Annotated in this window: 21 protein-coding genes and 2 pseudogenes; 7 read left to right on the forward strand and 16 right to left on the reverse strand. The window is 52.5% G+C overall.

Annotation, left to right across the window (positions count from 1 at the left end; all coding sequences use genetic code 11):
- Nucleotides 1-107: 107 nt before the first annotated feature.
- Entirely contained in the window at nucleotides 108-653 is a 546-nt protein-coding gene (locus H4Q31_RS06675; protein ID WP_185178304.1) for a TetR/AcrR family transcriptional regulator, read from the reverse strand.
- 158 nt (nucleotides 654-811) lie between these two features.
- On the opposite strand from H4Q31_RS06675, the gene H4Q31_RS06680 reads away from it, so the two are divergent.
- Nucleotides 812-1,141: a YkgJ family cysteine cluster protein gene (locus H4Q31_RS06680; RefSeq protein WP_311771697.1), complete on the forward strand. Its 330-nt coding sequence runs from the start codon at nucleotides 812-814 to the stop codon at nucleotides 1,139-1,141.
- Nucleotides 1,142-1,299: 158 nt separating this feature from the next.
- Nucleotides 1,300-3,336 (forward strand): methyl-accepting chemotaxis protein, encoded by a 2,037-nt coding sequence (locus H4Q31_RS06685; protein WP_185178305.1) that lies wholly within the window; start codon nucleotides 1,300-1,302, stop codon nucleotides 3,334-3,336.
- 48 nt (nucleotides 3,337-3,384) lie between these two features.
- On the opposite strand, the gene H4Q31_RS06690 is transcribed toward H4Q31_RS06685, so the two are convergent.
- A complete protein-coding gene (locus tag H4Q31_RS06690) occupies nucleotides 3,385-4,179 on the reverse strand; it encodes a MeeY/MeeF family manganese export membrane protein (protein ID WP_185178343.1) in 795 nt (264 codons plus the stop codon).
- A 269-nt stretch (nucleotides 4,180-4,448) separates the two neighbouring features.
- Between H4Q31_RS06690 and H4Q31_RS06695 the strand changes: the two genes are divergently transcribed.
- Complete coding sequence (locus H4Q31_RS06695) at nucleotides 4,449-6,497, forward strand: methyl-accepting chemotaxis protein (protein ID WP_185178306.1); 2,049 nt, start codon at nucleotides 4,449-4,451, stop codon at nucleotides 6,495-6,497.
- Between the two features lie 49 nt (nucleotides 6,498-6,546).
- Here the strand turns inward: H4Q31_RS06695 and H4Q31_RS06700 are convergent, their stop codons facing one another.
- From H4Q31_RS06700 to H4Q31_RS06710, 3 genes are all read right to left on the reverse strand, one after another.
- On the reverse strand, nucleotides 6,547-8,367 hold the full coding sequence (locus H4Q31_RS06700) for a beta/alpha barrel domain-containing protein (RefSeq protein WP_185178307.1): 1,821 nt from the start codon (nucleotides 8,365-8,367) through the stop codon (nucleotides 6,547-6,549).
- Between the two features lie 343 nt (nucleotides 8,368-8,710).
- On the reverse strand, nucleotides 8,711-10,105 hold the full coding sequence (locus H4Q31_RS06705) for a glycoside hydrolase family 32 protein (protein WP_185178308.1): 1,395 nt from the start codon (nucleotides 10,103-10,105) through the stop codon (nucleotides 8,711-8,713).
- 164 nt (nucleotides 10,106-10,269) lie between these two features.
- Nucleotides 10,270-11,550, reverse strand: a complete 1,281-nt coding sequence (locus tag H4Q31_RS06710; protein WP_185178309.1) for a methyl-accepting chemotaxis protein — start codon at nucleotides 11,548-11,550, stop codon at nucleotides 10,270-10,272.
- A 169-nt stretch (nucleotides 11,551-11,719) separates the two neighbouring features.
- Here H4Q31_RS06710 and H4Q31_RS06715 point away from each other — a divergent pair, with 169 nt between their 5' ends.
- On the forward strand, nucleotides 11,720-12,508 hold the full coding sequence (locus tag H4Q31_RS06715; RefSeq protein ID WP_185178310.1) for a nucleotidyltransferase domain-containing protein: 789 nt from the start codon (nucleotides 11,720-11,722) through the stop codon (nucleotides 12,506-12,508).
- 159 nt (nucleotides 12,509-12,667) lie between these two features.
- Here H4Q31_RS06715 and H4Q31_RS06720 read toward each other — a convergent pair.
- Nucleotides 12,668-12,823 (reverse strand): annotated as a pseudogene (locus H4Q31_RS06720) (MATE family efflux transporter); the annotation flags it as partial.
- 85 nt (nucleotides 12,824-12,908) lie between these two features.
- The gene (locus tag H4Q31_RS06725) at nucleotides 12,909-13,787 is read right to left on the reverse strand and encodes a LysR family transcriptional regulator (protein WP_185178311.1); all 879 of its coding nucleotides are present in this window, start codon (nucleotides 13,785-13,787) and stop codon (nucleotides 12,909-12,911) included.
- Between the two features lie 114 nt (nucleotides 13,788-13,901).
- On the opposite strand from H4Q31_RS06725, the gene H4Q31_RS06730 reads away from it, so the two are divergent.
- Nucleotides 13,902-15,080: an MFS transporter gene (locus H4Q31_RS06730; protein WP_185178312.1), complete on the forward strand. Its 1,179-nt coding sequence runs from the start codon at nucleotides 13,902-13,904 to the stop codon at nucleotides 15,078-15,080.
- 63 nt (nucleotides 15,081-15,143) lie between these two features.
- Here H4Q31_RS06730 and H4Q31_RS06735 read toward each other — a convergent pair whose 3' ends face one another.
- From H4Q31_RS06735 to H4Q31_RS21570, 4 genes and pseudogenes are all read right to left on the reverse strand, one after another.
- A complete protein-coding gene (locus H4Q31_RS06735; protein ID WP_185178313.1) occupies nucleotides 15,144-15,656 on the reverse strand; it encodes a DUF2798 domain-containing protein in 513 nt (170 codons plus the stop codon).
- A gap of 22 nt (nucleotides 15,657-15,678) precedes the next feature.
- Entirely contained in the window at nucleotides 15,679-16,233 is a 555-nt protein-coding gene (locus tag H4Q31_RS06740; protein ID WP_185178314.1) for a TetR/AcrR family transcriptional regulator, read from the reverse strand.
- Between the two features lie 367 nt (nucleotides 16,234-16,600).
- Nucleotides 16,601-18,133, reverse strand: a complete 1,533-nt coding sequence (locus H4Q31_RS06745) for an MGH1-like glycoside hydrolase domain-containing protein (RefSeq protein WP_185178315.1) — start codon at nucleotides 18,131-18,133, stop codon at nucleotides 16,601-16,603.
- Between the two features lie 363 nt (nucleotides 18,134-18,496).
- Nucleotides 18,497-18,694: pseudogene (locus H4Q31_RS21570) on the reverse strand (antibiotic biosynthesis monooxygenase family protein); the annotation flags it as partial.
- A gap of 8 nt (nucleotides 18,695-18,702) precedes the next feature.
- On the opposite strand from H4Q31_RS21570, the gene H4Q31_RS06750 reads away from it, so the two are divergent.
- Nucleotides 18,703-19,146 carry a LysR family transcriptional regulator substrate-binding protein gene (locus H4Q31_RS06750; protein ID WP_245347413.1) on the forward strand — a complete coding sequence of 148 codons (444 nt, stop codon included), beginning with the start codon at nucleotides 18,703-18,705 and terminating at the stop codon, nucleotides 19,144-19,146.
- 209 nt (nucleotides 19,147-19,355) lie between these two features.
- Here H4Q31_RS06750 and H4Q31_RS06755 read toward each other — a convergent pair whose 3' ends face one another.
- The 3 genes from H4Q31_RS06755 to H4Q31_RS06765 form a co-directional block, all read right to left on the reverse strand.
- Nucleotides 19,356-19,703 (reverse strand): aspartyl protease family protein, encoded by a 348-nt coding sequence (locus tag H4Q31_RS06755; RefSeq protein ID WP_311771698.1) that lies wholly within the window; start codon nucleotides 19,701-19,703, stop codon nucleotides 19,356-19,358.
- A gap of 29 nt (nucleotides 19,704-19,732) precedes the next feature.
- Nucleotides 19,733-19,990, reverse strand: coding sequence for a hypothetical protein (locus H4Q31_RS06760; RefSeq protein WP_185178317.1), 258 nt, complete (start codon nucleotides 19,988-19,990; stop codon nucleotides 19,733-19,735).
- 784 nt (nucleotides 19,991-20,774) lie between these two features.
- Nucleotides 20,775-21,215 carry an Lrp/AsnC family transcriptional regulator gene (locus H4Q31_RS06765; RefSeq protein WP_185178318.1) on the reverse strand — a complete coding sequence of 147 codons (441 nt, stop codon included), beginning with the start codon at nucleotides 21,213-21,215 and terminating at the stop codon, nucleotides 20,775-20,777.
- Nucleotides 21,216-21,384: 169 nt separating this feature from the next.
- Here H4Q31_RS06765 and H4Q31_RS06770 point away from each other — a divergent pair, with 169 nt between their 5' ends.
- Nucleotides 21,385-22,680: an APC family permease gene (locus tag H4Q31_RS06770; RefSeq protein WP_185178319.1), complete on the forward strand. Its 1,296-nt coding sequence runs from the start codon at nucleotides 21,385-21,387 to the stop codon at nucleotides 22,678-22,680.
- Nucleotides 22,681-22,775: 95 nt separating this feature from the next.
- Here H4Q31_RS06770 and H4Q31_RS06775 read toward each other — a convergent pair whose 3' ends face one another.
- Nucleotides 22,776-23,366: a TetR/AcrR family transcriptional regulator gene (locus H4Q31_RS06775; RefSeq protein WP_185178320.1), complete on the reverse strand. Its 591-nt coding sequence runs from the start codon at nucleotides 23,364-23,366 to the stop codon at nucleotides 22,776-22,778.
- 88 nt (nucleotides 23,367-23,454) lie between these two features.
- The gene (locus tag H4Q31_RS06780; protein ID WP_185178321.1) at nucleotides 23,455-23,757 is read right to left on the reverse strand and encodes a hypothetical protein; all 303 of its coding nucleotides are present in this window, start codon (nucleotides 23,755-23,757) and stop codon (nucleotides 23,455-23,457) included.
- Nucleotides 23,758-24,081 lie beyond the last annotated feature (324 nt).

The following is a 24,081-nucleotide window of genomic DNA, read 5'->3' on the forward strand; positions in this document are numbered from 1 at the left end:
ACACGATTTCATAAAAAAAGGACTCTTGCTCCTTAAAGCGCCCGGCCTGCTTCGGATGAGGCAGACCGGCTACCCAGCTACCCGCCTGTCTGCTCTCCTTAGCTCTCTCAGCAGCTGTCGTCATCCGAATCCAATATCGCCAACTCCGGCAGATCCAGCACCTCCGACAGGGAGATGATCATACCGTACGCGATGAATTGGTTCGCCAACAGCTTGGGATTCGGCAATCCGGCATTCTCGAACCGCTTCACGATCAACTCGAGAATTCGCTCGAACTGCCCGCGCACATGCGCTCGAACGTCCGCCTCGGGCGTCGTGAACGACTGCATGCACAGCAGAATCTCGTCGCGGTGCGTCTCCATCAACACGTTGAAGGCGTTGCCCATCCGATGGGCGAGCTCCTCAGGCGGCGCCTCGACGCCTTGAAACGCCTCAACCAGCCGGCCGGTCGCCCGATCGAGAACAGCCAGGTACAGCTCTTCCTTGGACTTGAAAAAATGGAATACGTACGGCTGCGTCACGCCAACCTCGGCAGCGACCATTGCCGTTGTCGTCTTGTAGTAGCCGTTCGTCGCGAACAGAGTCGCCGCAGCGTCCAAGATTTGATCCTTGCGATTAGGGGAGACGAGGTGACTATTCTTCGGTCTGGCCATGGCGTACCTCTTTTTATTTATTTACCAATAAATTAATATATGGACTCGACGATGTCAACTATCTTTTCCCCCTAAAATAATCTTGCGCCCGCTTGCAGACGTGCCTATAATCCTCTAAGCTTGTAATACTTATGGAAGCTTGGGGGGGGAATGAACTCGTGGAATGCCGAATAGGCTGCGCCGCGTGCTGCATCGTCATCTCGATCTCCTCGCCGATTCCCGGAATGCCGAATGGCAAGCCGGCCGGCGTCCCCTGTGCGAACCTAACGGCTGACAAACGATGCGGCCTGTTCGGCAAGCCCGAACGCCCTGCCGTCTGCGGCAGCCTGCCCCCGTCCCTCGACATGTGCGGAACGACGAACGAAGAAGCTTACGCCATCCTAAGCGCGCTTGAGCAGGCGACCCGTCCCCGCGGTTCCGCCGCTTCAAGCCATCAGCCCATCACCCCCCCTGCCCACTATCAAGATATCGGCGAGACATCGATCTAGGCACTCTGATGGGTGTCTTTTTTACTATTTCTCGGGTTATAGGTGTGTAAATCTTTGCGGAATTCTGTCGAATCTAGTAGAATTAATTGCCAATGAACCTCTCACAATCTGGAAGACAAGGGATGGTCCAACATTCACATCAGGAGGCTATTACTTCAATGACGGTCAAAGGACTTAAGCTTCGGCTTGCCGTAAACGGCAAGCAATTCTCGCTCAGATCCATCCGAACGAAGATCATCGCTTTATTCCTCGTAATCTCGCTTGTTCCGCTCGTATCCATCTCCATCTTCTTCTCTACTTATTTGAAGAATATCGTTACCGACGAGATTCACGCCAAGCAGGATGCTTATGTATCCTCGAACGTCGAAGCGATCGACAATACGATTCAACAGGATGTCTCTGTCCTGACGCAGTTGCTGAAGAACGAAGCGATTCAGAGCGGCAATGAGGAAGAGATTGTTGCCTTGCTTCGCACGATGCAGCAGACCAATTTGGAAGTAGGCGAATATACGTATGTAACGGCTGATGATATAGCCTTAACCGCCAATGGAGAGCACATATCGGTAGCCGATCGCGATTACGTGCGGCAAGCGCGAGAGACCAAACAACTGGTCATTAGCGACATGATGATCAGCAAGTCAACAGGGGACTATATCGTCATTGTTTTCTTACCGCGGCTTGATGAGAATCAGAACTATATCGGCGGTATCTTCTGCGCGCTGAACCCGGACAACCTAAGCGTATTCACCAACAGCATCAAAGTGGGAGACAGCGGCTTCGGTTATCTGGTCTCCCCATCGGGCAAGCTCCTCACTTACCCGGATCCGTCCAGTGTCGGCAAGAGCCTTGAAGAAGCCTTCGCAGCCGAAGATGCCGCGAGCCTGCGAGCAAAGCTACTGCAAGAAGCGCCTAAGGGGACCTTCACCTACGTGAGCAGCAGCTCGAACGCATCGATGGAGATCAGTTACGAGACGGTGCCGACGACTGGCTGGCGGCTGGCGACCTTCGCCATGGCGAACGAGATGTACGCCTCTGTCGACAAGGCTAATCAAACGTCTGTCACCTTGATCATCATTACGGCAGTCGTTGTCATGGCCATCGCCTTAGTCATGGGCTTCCTCATCGCCAAGCCGATCATTACTATCACGAGAACCGTGCGAACATTAGCCACTGGCGATCTCACGCCGCGGCTAACGATCAGAAGCAAAGATGAATTCGGCGAGCTCGGCAGCCAAATGAACTACATGCTGGATTCGTTCACCGATATCATCAACAAAGCCAGCAACGTATCGGAGCAGCTGGCCGCAGCTTCAGAAGAGCTTACTGCGGCCTCATCCGAATCCGTCGGCATCTCCAACCATATTGCGAGCGCTACTCAGGAAGTGCTGAGCGCAAGCGAAGCCCAGCTGCAAGGCTCCGAGCAGACCTCTACGGCTATGACCGAGATGGCTCTTGGCGTCCAACGGATCGCGGAGTCCTCCGCTGTGGTAGCCGAAGCCGCCAATCATTCGATGGATGAAGTCCAGCAAGGAGACGCTGCCATCCAGCAAGCCGTCAGCCAGATGAAGGCCGTTCGCGAGTCCGTCAGCCGATCCTCCGAGAAGCTTCGTACGCTCGAGACCTATTCGAAGCAGATCGACGAAGTCGTCGCGGTCATTACCGAGATTACGAACCAAACCCGGCTTCTATCGCTGAACGCGTCCATCGAAGCCGCGCGGGCCGGCGAGCAAGGACGCGGATTCGCCGTGGTCGCCGCAGAAGTCAAGAAGCTAGCGGAGCAATCCTCCCAATCCGCCGATCATATCTCCAAGATGATTCGCGAGGTCCAAGCAACAACGGGACAAGCCGTGGAAGCGATGGCGCAAGAAGTGAGGGACGTCGAGAGCGGCTCTGACCTGATCGTGGAAGCCGGCGATATCTTCACTCGCATCTCCGACACCTTCCAAGAGATCTCGCATCAGATTCAAGAAGTGTCGGCCGCCTCGCAGCAGATGTCTGCCGGCACCGAAGAGGTCACGGCGTCCATGAGCGAATTCGTGCACATGACGAAGTCTTCCTATAATCATACGGAAGGAATCGCCGACGGCTCGAAGCAGCAAGCCTCTTCGATGCAGGATATCTCCGTATCGGCGGAGGAATTGAGCCGAATGGCGCTAGAGCTTCAAGAGTCGCTGAGCCAGTTCCGGATTAAATAACCGAACGCAAGAAGGGCACCCCGGCAGGCCCGGCAGGGTGCCCTTTATCTATCCTGCGCTTCCCGCCTTGGAAGATTTGGTCGGCTTGTTGGATTTGCTGCTTGGCGCGAACCACCCAAGAAGAGCGATTGCCGCCAGAACGACGTAGAAGACGATGGTCCAACCCGTACTATGGGGAAAATGGTGATCCAGCAGCCCGATGTCCTCATGGGCCAACGTGATGACGGCGAGCTTCACGCCGACCCAGGCTACGATCGCATACGCCGTCGTCTCCAGCGCCGGCCGCTGTCCGAGCAGCTTCACGAACCAAGCGGCCGCGTATTTGATCAGGATCAGCCCCGCGACCCCGCCAAGCACGACGACGATGAATTGGCCGGTGTCCATCCCGCCGAACTCGCCCAGCGGGGAATCCGGCAGCCCAAGCGCCAGCGCCACCGCCGCCAGGATGGAGTCAATCGCGAAGGCGAGGTCGGCCAGCGCGATCTTCCCCACCGTCGGCCAGAAGCCCTGTCCCGCGGATTGCTCCTTCTCGTCTGAATGGGAATCCCCTTGCTTCTTCCCGAATCGGGCCTGCACGATATGCTTAATGCCCAAGTAGAGCAGATAAGCCGCGCCGATCGCCTGCACCTGCCACACGTTCGCGATGAAGGAGATGGCGAAGAGCGCTGCGAACCGGAATCCGAAGGCCATCACGATGCCATAATTGATCGCCTTCTTCTTCTGTTCGCCCGGCAGATGCTTCGCGATAACCGCGAGCACGAGCGCATTGTCGGCCGACAGCAATCCTTCCAAGCCAATCAAGATGAGCAAAGCCCACGCATACTCCAACCACAAGGACTCCAGCATGGTTTCCCCCTTAACTTCACGGTAATTTTTGTCGCCTGCTAAGCTAGCGTTCAATGCCGACTTCCTCCCGGCAATAGGTATACGTGTTAAGGCGCCGTTGGATTTCAAATATTTCCTCCCGCATCGTGTCCAGCCACAACTTTCCAAAATAATTCTTGAATTTTGCAGGAATGTGTCGAATTATAAAGAATATGATACCATTCTCTCTCAAAATATTTTGAGCAGCAGGAAGATTGGCAAATGACATCCAGGAGGTCTACACATCCATGAAGGCTAAGGAAAAGACATCACGATTTGCTGCAAGCAGATTTAAGCTCAATAGCAAGCTCTCACTCCGATCCATCCGCACGAAGATCATTGCCGCATTCCTTGTGATCTCCCTCGTTCCGCTGGTAGGCATCTCCATCTTCTTCTCCACCTATCTGAAGGATACCGTCACCGACGAGATTCATGCGAAGCAGGATGCTTATACGTCCTCCAACGTTCAAGCTATCGACCATACCATTCAGAACTATCTCTCCATTCAAACTCAGATGGTGGAGAGCGAAGCAATACAAAGCGGGGACCCGAATCGTATTATGGCTCTGCTTAATGACATGATGCATGTACATAAAGATGTGGAGATGTATGTGTACATAGACGCCAATGGGATCGGCACTACTCTCTCGAGTACGGGTGTACCGATTGGCGAGACCGGCTACATCAAAGTGTCGAAGCAGACGAAGAAGCCGGTCATTAGCGACATTCTCTACCCCGAAGAGACCGGCTCGGACCATCCGATTATCGTCATCTTCGTACCGCAGCTTGACGAGAATCAGAATTACAGCGGGGGGATTATTTGTACCCTCAATCCTGACAACTTGAACGTATTCACCAACAGCATCAAGGTCGGGGAGACAGGCTTCGGCTACTTGGTATCTCCTCTGGGCAAGCTCATTACTTATCCCGATAAGGCGCAAGTAGGCAAGAGCATCGAGGAAGCCTTCGCAACTTCAGATGCTGCCACGCTCAAGAAGAAACTGATGCAAGAAGCAACATCAGGGAACTTCACCTTCACGAGCAACGGCGCATCAATGGAGATCAGCTACGATACGGTTCCGACGACCGGCTGGCGGCTCGCCACATTCGCGATGGCCGATGAGATGTACACCTCAGTCGACAAGGCGAATCGGACGTCTGTCATCTTGATTATCGTCGTGGCAATCGTCGTTATCGCTGTCGCCCTGTTCTTGGGCCTAGCCATCGCCAAACCGATCATTACCGTGACGGCGACCGTGAAGAGGCTGGCGACGGGCGATCTGACGCCGCGCCTCGCGATCCGAAGCAAGGACGAGATCGGCGAACTCGGCAATCAGATGAATCAGATGGTCGACTCGTTCACGGAGATCATCGACAAGGCGAACAGAGTATCGGAGCAGCTGTCCGCTTCTTCGGAGGAGCTGACGGCCGCTTCGGTCGAATCCGTCGGCATCTCCAAGAATATCGCGACTTCGACGCAGGAAGTATTGAATGCGAGCGAAGCTCAATTGCATGGCTCCGAGCAGACCTCTACGGCGATGGTCGAGATGGCGCATGGCGTGCAGCGGATCGCGGAGTCTTCCTCCGTCGTAGCCGAAGCGTCCAACAGCTCGTTAGAAGAAGTTCGAAAGGGCGACGCGGCGATCCATCAAGCCGTGAATCAGATGAAGGCGGTTCGCGAGTCCGTCAGCCAGTCCTCCGAGAAGCTGCGCACGCTCGAGACTTACTCGAAGCAGATTGACGAAGTCGTATCGGTCATCACCGAGATTACGAACCAAACGCGGCTTCTGTCGCTTAACGCTTCGATCGAAGCTGCGCGGGCAGGCGAGCAAGGGCGAGGCTTCGCCGTGGTGGCGAATGAAGTCAAGAAGCTGGCGGAGCAATCCGCCGCGTCCGCGGATCGGATCTCCACGATGATTCGCGAGGTCCAAGCGACGACCGCGCAAGCCGTGGAAGCGATGGCCCAAGAAGTGAAGGATGTCGAGAGCGGCTCCGAACTGATCGTAGCCGCCGGCGATATCTTCGCCCGGATCACCGACGCCTTCCAAGAGATCTCGCACCAAGTGCAGGAAGTATCGGCCGCGTCGCAGCAGATGTCGGCGGGAACGGAAGAAGTTACCGCGTCGATGAACGAATTCGTCCACATGACGAAGACGTCATTCGACCATACGGAGGGCATCGCCGACGGCTCCAAGAAGCAGCTCGCTTCTATGGAAGATATCTCCGCTTCGGCAGAGGAGTTAAGCCGGATGGCCCAGGAGCTGCAGCAGTCGCTGAGCCGGTTCCGGATTAAGTAACGAGCAACCAAGAGCAACAAGGAATCAAAGAGAAGCCCCTTCCGCTGAACTAAAGGCGGGAGGGGCTTCTGGTTGTGGATTCGGGAGGCGATGCCGAACGGGATTGACTGTGCATATAGGGGTACAGCAAGATCAGCCCGGCGATGTATAGCGCCAATGCGATCCAAGCGGGCAACAGGTGGACAACGTCGGTGTAACCGATGTCGAAATGAACGCTCAGGGCCGAGAAGAACGCGGGAGCGCCGCCGAGAAGCAGCGTTCTCCATAGCCAGCTCTGGCCGAGTTGGATTCCCCATAGAGCCGTAATCAGCAGGACGATCGCGTCGGCGAACAGCGCGCCGCCGAAGCCCGCCCGATCGTGGGCAATGAGCGGAATCAGCCGCGGGTTGAAGGCATCCAATTCGCCCGTCGTCACTTGCATATACGCGAGGTCAGTCGGCACGAACACACGCGTCACGCCGAATCCGGCAATGGTCACGCCGCCGACCGCCAGCGCAATTCCTAGCGTGATGAAGCAGAGTTGTCCCCACATAGCCCGTCTCCAGATTCGATCGTTGATCAAGGTAACCAAGCCCCGATAAGGACGATCCGGGTTCCGCCGCATGGACAGCAGGAACATCGGGAGCAGGATGATGGCTGCCGCCGCATGCAATGGATCGAAGAATCCGTAGCCTAAATAGAGGAAGAAGCTCGGGAACCCCGCGATACAAGAGGCTGCGACAGCCGTTCTCGCCCAGTGCAGTCCGCAGCGCATGCCATGCTTAGCCAGTTGGTAATAGAGGACGCCCGTGGAGACCATCGTTCCGGCCAACGTAATGCGGTCGTGGGACATGAAATGAAGCAGGTGACCGTTAAAAGTCTTCAGTTGCGCTCTTGTCATGCCCAGGAAATCTTCGTCATACGGCAGAAGCACCGTCGATGCAGCGATGATGAAGGCAAGGAACCCGCCGATCATCATGCCTATGCCGAGCAAGCACATCCATCCCCAATGCCGCCAGAAGGACGGGGGATCGGGCTCGGCCATGTCTTGGACAGCCTCATGAATCACGGCGTCATTGATGCGCTTCGGAAGGCCCGGCCCGGCGAAGACAAGCCCGCTGCCTAGCAATACAGCGTTCGCCCCCGCGCGGAGATAATCTATCGCATCCTGAGGCTCGTGGACGCCTGCGGCAACCTTGATCGTCCAGTCGGCAGAGCCGAACTGCCGCACGGACTGAAGCGTTGCTAACGCTGTTGCCTTCGCACCGGCCCCTTCGACCGCACCGTCCTCTTCGCGGACCTCTCCGCCGATGACCACGCCGTCCCATGCCGAGCGGTTGATATTACCGAGGAGATATCGGAGACGCTCTTCCGGTTCGTCTGGCGAGAGATACAGGAATAGCGAACTTCCTTCTTCAGCTTCGACCGCGGCTGCGGCGGTTACGGCTGGGACTGCGGTTGCAACCCGATTCAGCACACGCAAGCATTCTGAAGCCTCAAGCTCGAGAGACAGCGTGTCCACATACAAGCCGGCAGCGCCGGATGATAGCAGATCGCCAATCAGTTGAAGCAATTGAGACTCTGCATCTTCTGCGGATGCTCCCGGCATTGGGGCGATCCGGACGTATTGGGGCAGATCGTGGCTCGGATGAGCCAGTACGACTGCTTGAGCCGTTGCTGTACGTCGGCGTCTGCCATTCGATCTCAGCTCCGAATTCATCTTCTCTCCTATGCCGACAACCGGAATATGCCTCAGCTCGCATTGCTCCCGAAGTTCATCCCCTGTGTTCAGATGAGCGATCTTCTCTGTGTCCTCTGCCAGCCGGGCATCCGTGTCGAGGACCACGCAATCGGGGATGGGCGCGTCAATATCGACAAATAAATCCAACATTCGATAGCGGGGTCTGCATCGTGGGCCATGCGCCCGCTACAAACCATTCGTTGTCACCGCCTTTAAGAACTATCTCGTTATGTGAAGTTATGAATGTTATGAGTTTCGACATGCTTCCGCGTTACTTCCTATTCTTTATTCTGTCCTTACATTAACAGCGCCCGCTTGGCACCGCAATATATAAATAAAGGGTGGCTCATGACAAACAAAAAAGCAGCCGCCAGTGGATGGGGGCTGCATGCAGGAAGTCCAGAATCTGCCTTGGCTTGTTCGCCTTGTGTTCCAAACTTGTCGCCGTCACCGTCTATACCCGCGTCAGCTTACCCGGGTTGCGCGCAGAGATCTAGCTGTGAATTGCCGCTGCTCGCATCTCCCAGATGTCCATCCGAGTGACAACCGTCTCGGCGCTTGCTCGCAGCAGTATTCCGTCGCTGTCTTCCAAGGACGCATACACTCTGGCTGTTAGGCAGACTTCGTCGCCAACGAATACTTCGATGATCGATTGGTCTGCGAAGATCCGCAGGCGCAGCGGCTCATCGGCGCTGGCGGGCGGGAGCTCGCCCTTGATCGGCGTCCTGTGGACATTCGGGAACAGGCTTGAGCTCGAACGGTCGATGGTGATCGAATGATTCGCCAGATCCAGGCGGACGTCCGTATGCTCGCGGCCGCATGGTGACGCGAAGACGGAGATGGCCAGTTCGCCGGTCTCCAGGCTTCGTCTATCGACTTCCACTGAACATTCGAAGGAAGTCGATCTCACGCCGGTGAGGGTGGGCGCCGGGGTGACGGGTATGTTTTCGAAGCGGCTGCTCTTGCCTCTCAGTGTCGCCAACTCAGGAACCGGAACCATCGCAAGCGCGCCGCTTGGCTTCAGGTCGACGATCCGCGGCAGCGCGAGCGCCCCCGCCCAGTCCAAGCGAACGGGGAAGTCCTCCCCCCTGCCCTCCGGAATCCATCCGAGCAGCACGCACCGCCCCTTCTCGTCGACGAATCCGGTGGAGGCGTAGAAGCCTTCCCACCCGCCGTAATCGACGGTGCCGTGCTTGCGAACGTCCGTGAGCCTATCGCCGCTGATCGTGCCGGACAGGTACCGCACCGGCCCGCTCGGGGAATAGCACAAGACGGCTTGGCCGCCGAAGCGGAACAGATGCGGACACTCCCAGATCCACTCCTCCCCCCGGTAGAAAATGTGCCTAAAGCTCCAGTTCTCCAAATCGTCGGAGCTGTAAAGCAAGCCGCAGCCCTTGCCGTCCGCGATCCCGCCGAGCAGCATGCGCCAGCCATCCGGCTCTCTCCACACGTACGGGTCTCGCCACTCGGTCACCTGAAGCTCGCCGTGCAGCGCCAAGGTTAACAGAGGGTTGGCATCCGGCTTCACCCAGCTGCGCAGATCCGCCGATCTCGCCGTCCACTGCTGCGCGCCGCTCGTCGCGTCCCGCTCCCCTTCGCCGATGCTCGTGTAGAACAGCTTGGCTTCATTGCCGTCTACTACCGAGCAGCCCGAGAAGCAGTGGAGTTCTCCCCGCTCCCGGGAAGGCGAGAGCGCGATCGGCTGATGCGTCCAGTTCACCAGGTCAAGACTTGAGGCATGTCCCCAGTGAATGTCGCCCCACTCCGGCGCCGAAGGATTATGCTGATAGAACAAATGGTATTCGCCATTCAGCTGAAACGGACCGTTCGGATCGTTCATCCAATTGCGCGGCGCCGTCAAATGATATCTCGGTCTGTATCGATCCACAGAATCACGCTCCATTCGATTACGATGCACACATTATAGCCACGACGCCGAACTGTTCATGCTGCCTGCAAATTGTATTTTCACCCGCCGCTTGCCATGACTCCTGTCACCAGATAGAGCCCCCGGGCTTGTCATCTACATGACTTCCTTCCTGCTCATTTCATTCACACCTTAAACGTCTTGACCTGCTCTTGCAATTGCCCAGCCATTGTTTGCAGTTCCGCCGAGGAGGCGGTGATCTCTTCGCCGGAAGCGAGCTGCTGCTGTGCTGCAGAAGAGATGCTCTCCGTTCCGACCGTATTGTCTCTAGACAATGTCGCGATGCCCTCTATCTTCTCAATGACCGTATCGGCGCTCTGGGCGATGATAGAGGATACCGACGTGACTTCGGCGACGCCGCGCTGCAGATCGTCAAGCGAATGCTGGATATGCTGGAAGGAGTCTCCCGCGTTCCTGACCGCACCCATTCCCCGATCCACTTCCTGGCGTCCAGCGGCCGTTGCTTCGACGACCTTCTGAATATGATGCTGAATCTCTTGAATATACTGAGTGACTTGCTGCGTATTGCTCTCCGATTGGACGGACAACTTCTTCACTTCACTCGCAACGATGGAGAATCCCCGTCCATGTTCGCCGGCACGCGCCGCTTCAATCGAGGCGTTCAGCGCTAACAAATTCGTCTGGGCAGAGATCTCGGAGATCGTATTGACGATGTCGCCGATATGCCGGGATCTCTCTCCCAATTGGCCAATGGCCTCAGAGAGCAAGTTCATCGTCTCGTGAATCGAACTCATCTGCTCTACGGCAGATGCAATCGCACTGCTGCCTTCTATAACTTCTTGCAACGTATGCTGAGCGGCCTTCATCGCATGCTGTGACCCCGCCGCGATCTGTTGCGCGCCGGCCGCCATGGAATGGAACACGGCCGTGCCTTCTTCCACCATTCTCAATTGGCGCTCCGAGCTTTGAGCAATATCGCCGATCGTCCCCGCAATATACTCGACCGCTTTGCTATTCTGTTCGGCGCCGGCAGAGAGCTGCCCGGATGCGGAATTAATACGGTAGGACATGGCCTTCACTTGCTGAATGACCTTCTGAATCTCGATCGACATACCGTTGATGGAAGCGGCGATCGGCTTCAGCATTCTTAGATTGTCTTCATTCAGTTGTGTAGAGAAGTCGCCGTTGGCCATCTGGCTCATATGGGTCATGATCTTGCCCATTGGATAGACGAACCTGCGGAAATTCAGCATTCCAATTCCCGCCCCTAACAATCCGCCACAGCAGAAAATGGCAAGGATACTGATGATCATCTTACGGGGATCTGCATCAGCCCCGTTCACAGCCAACACTCCCCAGCCAAGCAATCCGGCGCCAATGGCCGCAGGAATACCGCTTCGAATCAGATAACTGCTCAAAGTGATCGTATCCGTCTTCTTCGTCATGACCTATCCCCCAACAAAGGATGTAAGAGCATTCTATAATTCTACAAAGAGTGCTAATATCCTTTTTTTGGCGCGGATACGGGTCCTCATGTATCATTTGACAGAAGGATGGGGCTTCCTTCATCCTGAATGAAATGGTCTTCTACCGTTGAAGGGGGATATAGTCCGTATGAATCGTCACCATGAAGAGTCGATCGATAAATTCGTCGCCCTGTATAAGGATGATCCTGCTGTTCTCGCCATTCTGCTTGGAGGCTCCCTAGCTCATGGCTTCGCTAAGCCGGAGTCGGACGTCGATATCATGCTCATCGTCGAAGAGTCCGACTTCCAAAGAAGGAAGAACGAGAATGAGCTCGCGTTCAGTGTGCGGGAGAATATATGCAACTATCCGGGGGGTTACATCGATTGTAAAGTTGTCAGCCTATCCTTCATGAACACGATTATGGTTAACGGCAGTGATGCTGCGCGATACGCCTTCCAAGACAGCAAAGTCCTATGGTCCCGAATCGACAATCTGCTGGAGCTAGTAAGCCTTATCACACGGTTTCCAATCCAAGATCAAGAACGGCGAAGAACAAGATTCGCTTCGCAGGTATTAGCATGGAAGTGGTTCTACAGCGAAGCAGTCAAGAAGGACAACCTCTATTTGAAATACCTCGCGATTCAGAAGATAACGCTATTCGCTTGCCGCCTCATTCTCAACGAGAATCAGCTGTTGTATCCTTACCACAAATGGCTGCTCCGTGTCGTCGGCAACGCCTCCCGCAAACCGATTGACTTTGACAAGTCCATCGAGCACTTGCTGGCACATCATACGCTGGATGGCGTGAATGCCTTCTGCGAGCAGGTTCTGCGATTCGTAGAGCTGGATCCATCATCGCTGGATTGGCCGAATCAGTTCCTTCATGACAGCGAATGGAACTGGATCGCGCATGAACCGCCGATAGATGATCTATAAGGGTTGATCCGTGCAGCCCCCTTATTGCGGGGCTTAGATGTATAACATCATGTATCCCTCCGATTCCCGTAACGGAGTCTTGGCATCTACGCCACAATGCTCGCATCCTGCAGACATCGGCTTCACCAGCGCCTTCTTCTCCCCCGCGCCGACCATCTGTCCGACGACTCCCGTCGCCGTGTCTGATATTCGGCTTAACATAAATACGTCCACCGTACCTATCAGCATTCGAAGGACGGAGTCGATAAAGATGGGCCAAGTAACGGCAAAGAGACTGAGTTTCTTCCATGATGGTGTGCGATCCGATGCTGTCACTTTTAGATGCTCCTAGTATGTCTTCGTTTGGATGGTGTACCTAGTGTAGTGGTTGCAAGGCAGCGTCATGAGTTTATCCCCTCATTCATTTGGATAGTCGCTCCTTGACTGTACGGATAAACATCTGGGCGGGATAGCTGAGATATTTGTCCATACGGTGGACGATACTCATCTGCCGGTACGGTGCATGATCTCTAATTGGAATATACCTAATCCGAGGGTCTCCGACCGACTGGACGAGATGTGCGGTCTGCACGGTTACCCCTATATTCTCCGCAACGAAGCGAAAGAGCGACGGATTCGAGGTTGTCTCCACAAGCGTATGCAGTTCAAATCCGTGCTCGCGACACGCATTCTCTACCAGTTCTCTCCCCCAATAACCTGTCGGATAGATGACCATCGGCAGATCCTTCAATTCGCTCAACTGCACAGATTCCCTGCTAGCCAGCTCGTGCTGCGCGGATACGACCAGTCCATACTCTTCCCGAGCCAGCGGATGCACAGTCAGCCGTTCGTCGGGAAGCGGAGCCAGCGTTAATCCGATATCGATCGTCGTATCCAGCACCAGCTTGACGATATCAACCGAGGAGATGATGCGCAGCCCAACCTTCGGAAACTGGTGATGGAAATCGATAAACAGCGGAGTAAGCCGATAATCCAACTCCGAAGGCAGGACTCCTACTGCGAGCCGTCCGCCTTGATAACGGCGAATCTCGGATAACTCGTCGTAAGCGTTCTTCAGATCGACGAGCATGTTCCGGCTGTGCTTGTGAAGCACCCTTCCTGCGTCCGTGAGCGCAATCCGTTTGCCGATCCTGTCAAACAAAGGCGTGCCGACTTCCTCTTCCAGCGCTTTGATCTGAAGGCTTAGATTAGGCTGGGAGATGTGAAGCTTCTCGGCTGCTCTCGAGAAATGCAGTTCTTCACAAACGGCTATAAAATACTCCAGCTGCCTTAATTCCATCTCTTCGGCCCCAATCATTTGTAATACCAATGATAATAATAATTTCCATTGAATTGATCAATGGTTTAATTCAATCTACGATGAATTCACCACGAAATAACGAGGAGACTTGTGATGAACAAAATGAACAAATGGGCTTCCCTGTTCACCGGACTCGCCCTGTTTCTCGCGTCGCTTAACTTGCGGCCGGCCATCAACGCCGTATCGCCGATCCTCCAAACGATCCGCTATGATCTCGGCATGAACGCGTTCGTCGCCAGCTTGTTAACGTCGATTCCCGTACTCTGCATGGGTCTCTTCTCCCCAATAGCAGTCCAATTCGGCCGGCGATATGGGATCGAGAGAATGATCGGCATATCGCTAGCCATTATTGGCGCAGGCAACGCGCTGAGGTTAATCGCTCACTCAACCTTCCTCCTGCTAGTCACCGCCTTTGTAGCCGGCGTTGGGATCGCTATGATTGGGCCGCTGCTCTCCGGCTTCATTAAGCACCGGTTCCCATCCCATGTACCGACGATGATCTCGCTCTATACGATTGCGCTCGCGCTTGGCGCGACCGCAGCTTCCGGTTCTGCCATCCCACTTCAGTCCAGGTTGCATTCCTGGCAAGGCTCCTTATCCTTGTGGGCGACACTCTCCTTCTTCGCGCTGCTGACGTGGCGAATCGCCGTCTTGAGGGGAGCTCCGCGGTCGAACGTCTCTGTGGTGAGTAATGCCAAATTGCCCTGGGGTAATGCTAAAGCCTGGATGTTAACCCTTTCCTTCGGTATGCTGGCCATGCTGTTCTTCTCCTTGACCGCCTGGCTGCCTCCCGTAATCCATGGTATGGGCTATAGCACACCCTATGCGGCTAACTTGCTCACCTTATTCTCACTTATCCAAATCCCGGTCAGCCTCGTTCTTCCGAAACTTCTTAAGCGAATTCCATCCCGCGTATTGTGGCTGCTAACCGGTTCAAGCTTCTTCTTAGCGGGCTTTGTGCTTCTAGGGACGGGACGGTTGCCTTGGTTCGCCGTCATCCTGCTCGGCATAGCACCGGGCATTCTGTTTCCATTGAACCTCATGCTGCCAATAGACGAGGCAGAAGGGGCACCAGAAGCAGCCGCATGGTCTGCCATGACTCAGTCGATAGGCTATACTACCGGCGCCTTGGGACCGATTCTGCTCGGGTGGCTGTATGATGCTACTGGCGGAAGCTATCCCATGCTGGTGACGGGGATGGTGTTCATTAGCGTCATCATGATCTGCTGTCAGTTGAGGATATTCTATCAACGTCGGCCAAGCTTGGAGTAAGGTTACTGGTTCAAGGAGTTACCGTTCCAATCTACGTCGGCAATAGCAGCCGGAAGGGATTCCTCAAGCTCCGTTCTCTTCCGCATATTGAATTCTTTTATCTTGAGAAGCATGCAGCTTTACCATCGCGATTCGGGCAATAGGCTGGATCACTAAGCTCTCAGCGGCGAGTACAATGATGAAATTTCTTGGCCAATTCGTTACCCAATTGCTCAAGAGTTCAGCACTAAATCCTTGAGCTACAGCATTACCGATAAGCGTCATGCAGGCTGACATTCCTATGACAGTGAATAAAATTCGGAATAAAATTTGGGCATTAAAGCTATCCGTTGGTTTTGTGAACATATGGGTCAATTTCTCTGCGATTCGTCCAATAACAAGCGCCTCAAGTAACATGGCAATAACGATCATGATCGGCAACATCTTAAGAATGGATAACACAACGTCTCCATTGAAGTTCTTAACGGATAGAATCGTACTTAATGACGTCATTAATAGAGCGGTCATGGCACAGATGATTAAACCGTACAATGCACCCTCCTTACCGTTTCTCGGCAACCTTGTTTCTTGATTCATTCTTCTCTTCCTTTCAGCGCGATTATTCAAATAAATGGGGTAATCGTTTAGCTATCGTTTTTAACGGATCTGTCGATTTTTGCGTTAGACAAAGCATCATGGCCCCTTCAATCGAAGCGGTCAACATCAAGGCCAGATCAGAAGCTGATTCACTCGAGAAGCCATCCGTTACAAGTTTCGCGGCGTAAATGTGCTGTATGTTTTCATACAGCGCACTACACGCACGCCGGACCGGTTCACTTACCGTTGCCATCTCACTGACAATGCTGCTAAATGTATAGCCCGTAATGGTGCCCTCTGTTTCTAGGTTGTAAATTAACTTATCAAGAATAGCCTGCGTGGCTTCCTTAGTGGATTTATGTCCCCTGATTATCGTTTCGATTTCTGCCGTAATTGTTTCTTTCAAGCCGTTTAAACAAGCAATTAAGAGTTCTTCTTTGCCGTTTGGAAAATGATGATATAGCGCTCCTTTTGTAACGTTACAGGCTTTCAAGATTTCATTGAGTCCTACCGTTTTATACCCCTTCTGCTGAAAAAGAGCAGTAGCTGTATGGATCATCAGCGACTTTGTATCCAAAATTTATTGCACCTCCTAACATACCAACCGGTCTGTATGCCATGATAACAAATTTTAGACCCATGATGTAAGTGTTTTTTAATTAAAGTCCACTCTAAATAAGTTCAGAAAAGCATATTTGTCCTCGAAGTGTGCATAGAAGGTAGCACGGTTAATGTTAGCCTAAACGGATGCGGCGCTCCCGAAAGCCAGATACGTCGTTAGCGTACGATTCTTGTGCTGCGACTCCGTCTCGGATTAAACGCGGGAAAATCAAAGGATCCCCCTGACCACAAAAGGACCAGTCAATATGACTGGCCCACTCGCCCTTCCCTTCAATCAAATTACGGCGGTTCGGAGGCATAAAAAGGATTGTGCAAGGAAAGCTTCAAATAACTTCAATTCGGCTCAGCCCATTCGAACGTCCAACCTCGCAGCCATTCACATAAACTGCCAACCCGCTTCCCTTCTTATATCGCTCCCCTGTTTTATCATAAACAATGGTGACCATCTTCCCACGGTAATTCACTCGATCTAGACAGAAGTAGTCCCACTTCCCTTGCGGAACAAGCGGATTCACCTCAAGGATCTCATCACTTCTTGGACGCAAACCGACTAAACCCGTAATGATCAAGTCGGTATAGGTGGAATGGTTATAATCCTTGCCTCGTTCGCGTCCCCCCTTGTCCTTCGGCCAGCCCCAACCTTCGAGAATTCGCCGCGACAACCATTCACCCGTGAAGGGGTCCAAATTCTCATCCAACCAAGATACAACCGTTCCTTCCTTACGCTTCCTGTAATGACTCTTCGCATAGATCCGAAGGACATCCAAATAATCCGCTCGATCCAACCAAGGTTGGCTGTAATGATTCAATACATTAGCCAAAGCAGTGAGGGTCTGTGAGGTCGCGAACGGCCACGAAGGCCCGTTCCACAAACATTCGTGGGATTCAAGCGGAAACATAAACCGGTGGTGCCGTTGCTCGGCAGTCGTTGGTCCGTGTTGCGCTCCGAATCCCTCCGGATCCAGGAGTTGCTTCCAGGCCTCCTCATACCCGGGGTCAGGCAAGTTGAAATACCAAGGAATAAAGCCGATTTGTTCTCTAACATTATGAGCCGGATCCATGGAGCGGAAATCCCAATCCTGAACCAAGTCCTCTGCCTTCTCCAGGGGGATTACTTTGAAGAACCGGTCTTGCTCATCCCAGAGCCTCTCCTGTACTCCCTTCTTCAACCGATCTGCTTTAGCACGGAATTCGGATTCGGATTGAGGGTCGCCAGCCGCAGCTGCGATCTGAGCAATCGCCGTTGCATCCGCATACATATATGAATTCAAGGTAGGACGAAGGCCCGACCCGCTAATCGAATGCTCCATCGCGTCCCGATCGTCATAAGACCAGAATAACCCGCTCTCGTTTAAATTGCTCTCTTCCCATTGTTTGAAATTATCGATCAAATCAGGGAGGAACCTAATCGCGAACGATAGATCGCCCGTTACTTGGCAATAACTCCATATGGAATCAGCCAACCAACAGCTGTAAGATCGGACACTGCCGCCCTTACGAAGCCAGAACTGTATGTAATCGTCTAGAAACTCGCGGCGATGGCTCAACCAACGGCCTTCATTCAGATGATGACCGACAGCGCAATTGATCGAATTGTGTTTGCCTGCCCATGGCACGTCGGGATGAAATTCAGTGATAATCGAGCCGTCAGTCGTATGTTTAAGGTGCTTTCTATAAACCCACCAACGGAAATAATAGGTTTCTTCCAACTCCCGATCAGGGCATTCGAATAGGGGCATCGTATCGCCTAGCCATTGCCAGGCCGATTCGTTCGGAATAGCCTGCGCAACTGTTTCTTCGTCCTGTTCGTTGAAGCGATCTATATAATGTTTGAACCGATTAGATTGAAGCAACATAATCTCTCCGCCTTCCGATTAAACATGTACGCTAACTGTCTACCGGTATTTTCACTATAAAAGATGACGTTACGTAAGGTGCAAGCAAAATTTAAAATTGCATGTAGTTCCACGTCAAAAGTTAACCTCCTGTCCATTTCGTGAACAGGAGGCTATGTTGTCGGCGGAGCGAAAGACGGTTTTCCACTGCTGCACTCTCGAGACTTCTAACTTTACCAATTTATTACCATAGTATCACATGATGATATATTTATAGAACAACTATCGATAACTTGCCGTTACTAGTGGTACGGGAGTCTGTAACATCTATAGAGCGATAAATTAAGGGCATCCGTAGAGGTGCCCTGCTTGGTGTTATCTCACTTACATTTCAAAAAAATTGTCTCTTTCTACCTTGCACACTCTTAGCCCAAATCGTTTATACCAAACCGTTTTCCCCTTTTCCTGCGCCACCTTATGCATCGCATGATCTTTCCAATTCTGGATTGACTCCAGGGAATCCCAATAAGAAACCGTAATCCCTAGACCTTCTAGATCGCGATCGCTGCTTTCTAAAAGAAATTATGCAATTGAACGAGAAACTTCATCAAGAACTCGCTTTGATTAAGGGACTGGAGATTGGCACAGTAAGAATTGGCACCTTCTCAAGTGTATCGATTCAATGGCTGCCCAGACTACTTAAAGAATATCACGATCAGTTTCCTCTAATCGAAACGAAATTACTAGATGGAAACTATCATGAAATTGAAAACTGGATCGTTAGCGGGGAAGCTGATTTTGGTTTTGTGAATGTTCCTACACAAGAAGGATTAGAAGTGATTCCGTTGAAAAATGATAAAATGCTCTGCATCTTGCCATCTAATCACGTTCTTCGAGAGCAATCAACAATCCGATTAGAACAAATCGTGGATTTGCCTTTCATAATGCCTGTCGCAGGTTGTGACATTGAAGTACAGCGCATTTTCTCTACTGTCACAGACTCAATACGATTTATGTATACGACCATTGGATGAGGAGCATTTCCGTTCAATCGGTATAGCTGCCGTTTCTTTTACAAATGTTTCTCCGGCGGCCAAGAAATTTATTAATTTTATTGCCGAGCGGGTTGATAAATTATAAACAAAAATTCGCCCTACCCTTATGATAGGGTTCGCCATAACTTCTATAGAGCGAAATCGAAGGCACCCGACCGGGTGCCTTCTCTGCGTAACTGTATATAAAACTACTCCGCCTTCACCGTCTGCCGCTTGGCGTCGATGACCAGCCCCGCCGACTTCATAAAGTCGTAGCCCAAAATACCGTCCATCTCCAATCCGTACTCCATGCTCCCGATCTCTACCTGAAAGCCCGGCACCAACTGCCCATCGAGCTCAATCCCGTCCAGCGTCTTCGTGTAGACATACTCGATGCCCCCCACGCCTCGGATCGTGTCCACAATATCGTCCTCTTCGGGTACAATGCCGATCTCGCCCACGATGTCGGCCTTAATCAGCGTGCTCGCCGAGCCTGTGTCCAGCAGCACCTTGCCCAGTTCGAGCGTCCGGCCCCGAAAATGAATGGTAACAGGCACGAAAGGCAATCCATGCTCCTCGGAGAAAATCATCGCGGCCCCCGAACGCCGACGTACCGTTCTCTGGCGATCAGTTCTGGACGAGACGTGTGGAAGAAGCAATACTCGCGGCTCGGTTCCTCCCGGTGCAGTTCGTTATAGCGGCGGAGCGCCGAAGTGGAGTCTGCGAACGAGTCGATGACAATGACATCCTCAATGTACCGCTGCCCGCCTTCCGAGTGAGCCTTCTTGGCCTCCAAGACAACCCACTCCTCCGGGAAACGCTCCTGAACTTCCTTCCAGCGCATTCCGCCACCTCCGACCTTTCCATTTCCATTATTATACCATACACAGCAAAGGGGATCCGACATGATTAGCTTCCACAACCCCCTGCTGCAGCTACTCAAGCAGCGATTCGAGCATCATGCTCTCCATCAGGCTGATTAGCAAAATGCATGGATCATGTCCACTACCGTTGTCTCGTTCGTCGAGAAGATCGCCATGCAGGAACCGGGAGAATGTTTAAGATCCTCCTGCTCCCCGATCGCGAGGCCGTAGACAGTGTGGGCTACTGGCATCAGAGCTGGCCAGCACCCCCTCCTCCAATGCGATTTGTCGCAAGCTCGGCTTCTCGCTCATGGGCGAGTGTGATTTTGAATACCCCATTGGGACACCATCCGGTGCAATGACTGGAGATTAACCGTCGGCGAGACAGGCGGACGTTGACCGTATCGCGACCTGCAGCTTGTTGCATTCTGCGCGTGATGCGGCACTGCGACCGGGGACGGGCAATAGAGAGCTGACTGCAGGCCCGTGATGAGATGCCGGTGATCCGCACTGACAACGGTCCACAATTCCTGATTGATTGAAGAAGATCGGGCCAAATTCCGTAGAACATTGTAATAGATTGCAAAACTGAGCATTCATACGATAACCATAATTCATACGGTGTAGACTCCGGAATTAGAGGGCCTAGCCGAAGGTCTATCATCAAATCCCTCCCAAAGTCGAGCATTCCATTACGGAATACCTTTCGCAACTGAGCATTCTTTGAGCGCTTGGACAGCAACGGATTGATGATCATAACTGTGATCACTTTGCCGGAGGAAGCATGGGCCGCAAGGAGTCCGAGGATGACAATACGATAGAGGTTTTTAAGTTTCCGTACGGCGACAGCCGATCCACGAGATTTGTTAATTCATCTATGGACGCCAACGACACCTTCAGAAAAAAACAGGCCTCTCCGGTAACGCGAAAATATTCGAAAATATCAGGATCGCCGGTTATGATTTCCTCAAATTTTCGATGATGCAGATTGAGGTCGCTTACTTGAATAATAACAGATATAGGCCTTCCGATGGCTGCGCTGGAGACAGTAGCCTTGAAAGAAGTGATGACGCCTTTATCTTGCAGCTTCCGAATCCGGTCCGACACGCTTGGCCGGCTTAGATTTAATTTCTCCGACAACTGGCTGACACTTACTCGGCCATCGATCTGAAGCTCCTGCAATAGCCGGATATCCAACTCGTCCATTCGGTTTCCTCCTTATTTTCAAATTGAAGAATTATCGAGAAATAAACATAATTTATGAAGCTCCGATATCTCAATTCCCTTCCTTTTAGTATATCGAACCCGGTTCTTCCTTACTATAATTTTATTATCATCAAGTTTTCGGTGTATTCACAAAGGAGTAGATAACCCTATGAGCTCAATCAATCGGACGATCGGTCTTCCGGAGGCCACTGCACTTACGATGGGATCCGTTCTCGGAAGCGGAATTCTTATTCTGCCTAGTTACACAGCTGAGTTGGCCGGACCGGCTTCAATCGTATCGTGGATCCTATTATGCCTGCTAAGCATACCAATTGCCTTTTCCTTCGCCAAACTTGGCTTGAAGTTCAATCATTTTGGGGGCATAACGAATTTCGTTCAGCATGCCTTCGGCTATACATGGAGTACTCTGACAGGATGGTTGTCATTCGCCTGGGGAGCAACCGGCAATTCGGTGGCTGCGCTTGCCGGCGCTGCTTACGTAACGGAAGCTTTCCATTGGTCTAGGGAGGCAGCCTACGCTCTGGCGCTCGCTTTTCTTATCTTTGCTTTTGTCAGTAATTATTTCGGGCTGAAAATAAGCGGAACCGTCTCGTTAATCCTCAGCGGGGTTGTTCTTATACTACTGTTGGTTACCATTGCCTTTACATTTCCCGCTGTCGATGGGGAGTCTTTCAAGCCGTTTGCCCCGCATGGCGTCTCGGGGATCGGGCAAGCCTGCGTGGTTATATTCTGGGCGATGTTCGGCTGGGAAAATATTACTCATCTTGTCCCGGAATTGAAAAATCCTAAACGGGACGTAATGCGCAGCATGTGGATCAGCGTCGGTGTGATCGGCATTGTTTATATACTGCTGTCACTGGTTACCGTCGGCACGCACACTTTCGGTTCCGGGGAAGCAGCCGCTCCGTTAACTCTGTTGATGAACCGCGGCCTAGGCATAGGAGCTGGCGCCGCAACAGCGATTATCGCCTGCATCGTATGCACAGGAACGCTGAATGCGTATCTCGCCAGTTCTTCCCGGCTTGGCTATTCCATGGGGCAAGAGAACAAACTGCCGTCCTGGTTCGCCGCCATGAACAAGAGGCAGTTCCCTTATCGCTCCGGCCTCTTTCTATTTCTTGTTAACGCCGGAGCATTAGTCGTCAGCTATGCGGCGAACATTTCCGTTAATCAGCTTATGTTGATCCCGACTACGCTCGGTATCGTCGTATACGTCATTGCCTCGCTCTCCTGCTTGCGATTGCTGTGGACCGACAAGAAGGGACGGATATTTGCCTTCATCGCATCCGTAAGTTGCCTCGCTATCGTTCCATTCTCCCATGGATATGCGGTCGTCCCCATTATCGTGGCCACCGGGTGTTTATGTTACCTCGGAATTAGAGCAAGGCAGTCACGGAAGGTATCATCAGCCAATTTGTCTTTAAAAGACAATTTTAAAGCATGACCGCATGACAATTTCAAATAAAATCAACCCGGCAGAATGGGAAGACTGCCGGGTTTTTGTATTATCGCTTATGCTGTGTTCTTTGGCATTAATGATTATTTAGTCAGCATGCGCATCATAACATCGACATCCGGGAAGCCGTATTCTTCTTCGCCCTGTTCCTGCAGAATGAGGCTATTGATGACGGAGATGTACCAGCACAATAACTGCCGGGGATCCCCCGCGGAGAATTCGCCGATCTCTTGGCCTTGGACGAAAATGGGCATCAACTGGTTGATCATCGTGTTAGGCGAGTATTCCTCAAGAATCTGCTTAACCTCCGCAGGAACTTCATCCGTCTTACGCGCTTTGAGAATGAGCATAAAAGCATATTTGTTATTGTCGTCCAGCATGTTCTGGGTTAGCGCTTTGATCTGTTCATAAGGGGTTCCAGGCAGTTGTCGGCTATCATCGATCTCGCTGGCCGCATCTTCCAACAATTCATGGACGATCATCGTGTAGAGCGCATCCTTGGATTGAAAGTAGCGGAAGATGAGTCCTTCGCTAATGCCCGCAGCCGCTGCGATCATGCTCGTCTTCGTACGGGCGAAGCCGTGGCGCGCGAAGATCTGGAGTGCGGCTTGTTTGATCTGCGCCGTGCGTTCGTCGCGGATTCGCTCGAGCTGTTGTTTGTTTAAGGGGGACATGAATTCAAGCTCCGATCTGTGGATAAGTTGCTTTTATTATATCATAGCAATTCTCTTGTCAGATCCCTCAGGCCGATAGGTGGAGGATTCAGTGAAAGGCAGTACCCGTTGGATCAGCAGCTCGAGATATTGCTCTGGACGGGCAAAGCAGGCCAGATGCCCGGCATTCCGAAATAAGCGCATACTCCTTGTGCGGCGCGTCGATATCCTGGAAAAACTCTTGGGCTGTCGCAGTCGGCGTAACCAGATGCGTATCCCCTTGGAAGATGAAATGGTGATATACCGGCTCTCCGCAATTCCGTTCGGCGATTGCATCCGGAGTTTGCGCGCGTTTTTGTATTGGTTGAACTTCCTCAGAAATCAGATCCGGCAGAACGTTTGTTTTGCTCATAATGACATCTCCTCATTTGTTTATTTTTGAGTGAGTAGATCACTCATTAAACGTATGCAAATTTCCTTTAAATGTCAATTGTTTTAAGGCTGAGTTATAGATGACTATTGTTTATGAAACCATTTTCTGAATTTCGTTCTCGCATTAGTCCAGTAAGCAGCTGATCCAGGGTGGCGGCGCCCAGACGACCAAAGGCGGCGACTTCTGTAAAACTATGAAAGACCCGAGTTAGCCGTATTTCAAGCTAATCGGGCCTTTTTTCGTCCAACTGCCGCTCTATCCTCTTTAACACCAGAAAGCCTTTTCCCAAATAACGATTCGCCT

This window comes from Cohnella lubricantis (assembly GCF_014212015.1).
Taxonomy (GTDB): Bacteria; Bacillota; Bacilli; order Paenibacillales; family Paenibacillaceae; genus Cohnella; species Cohnella lubricantis.

Bases quoted from the DNA above. Each gene is read 5' to 3' on its own strand.
- H4Q31_RS06675 (WP_185178304.1), bottom strand. From the start codon at position 653: ATGGCCAGACCGAAGAATAGTCACCTCGTCTCCCCTAATCGCAAGGAT.
- H4Q31_RS06685 (WP_185178305.1), top strand. From the start codon at position 1,300: ATGACGGTCAAAGGACTTAAGCTTCGGCTTGCCGTAAACGGCAAGCAA.
- H4Q31_RS06695 (WP_185178306.1), top strand. From the start codon at position 4,449: ATGAAGGCTAAGGAAAAGACATCACGATTTGCTGCAAGCAGATTTAAG.
- H4Q31_RS06700 (WP_185178307.1), bottom strand. From the start codon at position 8,367: ATGTTGGATTTATTTGTCGATATTGACGCGCCCATCCCCGATTGCGTG.
- H4Q31_RS06710 (WP_185178309.1), bottom strand. From the start codon at position 11,550: ATGACGAAGAAGACGGATACGATCACTTTGAGCAGTTATCTGATTCGA.
- H4Q31_RS06715 (WP_185178310.1), top strand. From the start codon at position 11,720: ATGAATCGTCACCATGAAGAGTCGATCGATAAATTCGTCGCCCTGTAT.
- H4Q31_RS06725 (WP_185178311.1), bottom strand. From the start codon at position 13,787: ATGGAATTAAGGCAGCTGGAGTATTTTATAGCCGTTTGTGAAGAACTG.
- H4Q31_RS06730 (WP_185178312.1), top strand. From the start codon at position 13,902: ATGAACAAAATGAACAAATGGGCTTCCCTGTTCACCGGACTCGCCCTG.
- H4Q31_RS06735 (WP_185178313.1), bottom strand. From the start codon at position 15,656: ATGAATCAAGAAACAAGGTTGCCGAGAAACGGTAAGGAGGGTGCATTG.
- H4Q31_RS06745 (WP_185178315.1), bottom strand. From the start codon at position 18,133: ATGTTGCTTCAATCTAATCGGTTCAAACATTATATAGATCGCTTCAAC.
- H4Q31_RS06760 (WP_185178317.1), bottom strand. From the start codon at position 19,990: ATGCGCTGGAAGGAAGTTCAGGAGCGTTTCCCGGAGGAGTGGGTTGTC.
- H4Q31_RS06765 (WP_185178318.1), bottom strand. From the start codon at position 21,215: ATGGACGAGTTGGATATCCGGCTATTGCAGGAGCTTCAGATCGATGGC.
- H4Q31_RS06770 (WP_185178319.1), top strand. From the start codon at position 21,385: ATGAGCTCAATCAATCGGACGATCGGTCTTCCGGAGGCCACTGCACTT.
- H4Q31_RS06775 (WP_185178320.1), bottom strand. From the start codon at position 23,366: ATGTCCCCCTTAAACAAACAACAGCTCGAGCGAATCCGCGACGAACGC.
- H4Q31_RS06780 (WP_185178321.1), bottom strand. From the start codon at position 23,757: ATGAGCAAAACAAACGTTCTGCCGGATCTGATTTCTGAGGAAGTTCAA.